The 2,156-nt window shown below is 72.9% G+C and carries 2 protein-coding genes; both read left to right on the forward strand.

Annotated features, from left to right (window positions below; genetic code table 11):
• Positions 1 to 1,143 (forward strand): LmeA family phospholipid-binding protein (locus tag G6R24_RS20460; RefSeq protein WP_338084488.1); only part of this gene is annotated, 1,143 nt, incomplete at its 5' end.
• A gap of 667 nt (positions 1,144 to 1,810) precedes the next feature.
• Positions 1,811 to 2,156, forward strand: a 346-nt coding sequence (locus tag G6R24_RS20465; protein WP_163550766.1) for an FHA domain-containing protein, incomplete at its 3' end; no start/stop codon positions are given.

Consider the following 2,156-nt stretch of genomic DNA (forward strand, 5'->3'; position numbering starts at 1 on the left):
GGCCCCGACCGGTCGGCCGCCGCGGACTCCGCCGAAGGTACGATGATCATCAGCCGGGGGGTGGGGCCGACGATCGTGCCGGACCTCGACCAGCCGCACGCCGACCGCGGCCCGCGGGCCGGCGGACCCGGCGCCCCGCTCACCCGGCCCACCGTCGACGCCGCCGCCCGCGGCGATGCCCTCGCGGCCGCCCGCGGGGCCGCCATCGCCGCTCAGACCGGCGAGTACGGCCCCGCCCACGGCACCGCGGACCCCACCGGCCGGGACGCCGCGCCGCGCCCCTACGGCGCCGTGGCGGCCCCTGGCGGCCCGGTGGCACCCGGTGGCCCGGGGGGCCCGGGCGGCCCTGGCGGCGCACCGGCCACACCGACGCCGCCGGCCGGGTCGCACCGTCGTCGGCGCATCCTGGCGATCGTGCTCGCCGTCCTCGTCGTGCTGTTCGTGGTCGGTGACCGGGTCGGCGTGGTCATCGCCAAGGGGCAGATGCGGACGCAGGTGAAGGCGGGTCTGGCCGAGAACCTCAAGCCGGGCGACCCGGTGCCGACCATCACGGATGTGAGCATCGGCGGGTTCCCGTTCCTCACCCAGGTGCTGTTCGGCAAGTTCACCGACATCGGCGTGGGCCTGGACGGCATTCCCACCCCGGGTCCGAAGATCTCGTCGGTGCGGGCGCACCTCAGGGGTGTGCACGTGCCGCTGGGCGACGCCCTGACCGACAACGTCGGCACGGTTCCCGTCGACGACGTGAAGGCCACGGTCGGCATCACCTACGCCGACCTGAACGCCTACCTGGCCACCCAGAAGACCCCGGTGCAGGTGACCCCGGTCGACGGCGGAAAGCAGGTCAAGGTCACCGGTACCGTGCACATCCCGGGCTTCGGCTCGCAGCAGGTCGGCGGCGTGACCACGTTCGAGGTCACCGACAACAAGCTCAGCCTGATCCCGTCCCAGCTGACGGTGGACGGCGACGGCCTGAACTTCAGCATCCCGCTGCCGGGTGAGCTGCTGAAATCAGCGCTGGGCGCGGTGCCGATCCCGGTCTCCGGCCTGCCCTTCCACCTGACGTTCGTCGACGCCTCGACGAACGGGACCGGGCTGTCGCTCACGGCGACCGCGAAGGATGTCGTCCTGCCGGCGGCCTGACACTCACCGTGACCGCCCGGATGTTTCCGCGCCCCATCCGCACCGGACGGGCGCGATCTATGTCACATTACTGTTTGTGATGATGGCTGTGGGTGTGGTGCGGGCTGCGGCGGATGCTGCGGTGACGGTCCGGTCGGCTCGGCGACAGCCGCCACCGCCCACGCCGGCCGGCCGGCCGGCATTCTCATAGGGTGCCGCACGGGAGCCGCGTGTCGCAACGCCTCGCCTGCCCCCGGGGGAGCGGGCGACCTGCCGCGGGCCGACCCGGCGTTCGCGGGCAGCTCCGCATCGACATCGGCAACACCGAAGGACCACGAGGCGGCAGGAACCCGAGAGATGTACACAGGTCGAGGCGCGACGGCGACACACCGCCGAGCGACGCGCCGTCAACGTCACCCGGGTTGGATCAAGATCATCCCTCGGCGCTACGATCGGACATCCGGCATGATCGGTGAGCGCGCGTGATCGTTTGGCATGCCACCGCTGCCCGGCGCCCGGGCGGCGACGCACGATCGGGTGGCGACATCAACGGGGGTGACAGGGTCCACGGGGGTGAGAGCGTCCACGGGGATGACGGTGCCCGAGCGGGTGACGGCACCCGCGCGGGTGACAAGGTGGAGTTCGGCGGGGCATCCCGGCCAGAGTCCCGTCGCGAAGGGGGATACACGTGCAGACGACCTTCCTGAGAGTCGTCACTGAGGCCGGTGCGGCCACGGTGCCCGCCGACGCCCAGTTCATCATCGGCCGTGCCCGGACCGCCGACTACGTGATCGCCGACAGCCGGGTCTCCCGCCGCCACCTCCTGCTCGAGCAGACCTCGGGCGGCTGGGTGGTCCGCGACATCAGCTCCAACGGCACCTGGCTGGACGGGCAGCGGATGCCCGAGGCCGTGGCCGTGGACGACGAGCTGCGGCTGCGCCTGGGCACCCCGACCGGCCCCGAGGTCGTCGTGCACCCCGAGTTCCCGCAGGGCCGCGGGCAGCTCGACGAGCCGGCCTACGACCCCGGCTACG

The organism is Candidatus Frankia nodulisporulans (assembly GCF_902806475.1).
GTDB classification, from domain to species: domain Bacteria; phylum Actinomycetota; class Actinomycetes; order Frankiales; family Frankiaceae; genus Frankia; species Frankia umida.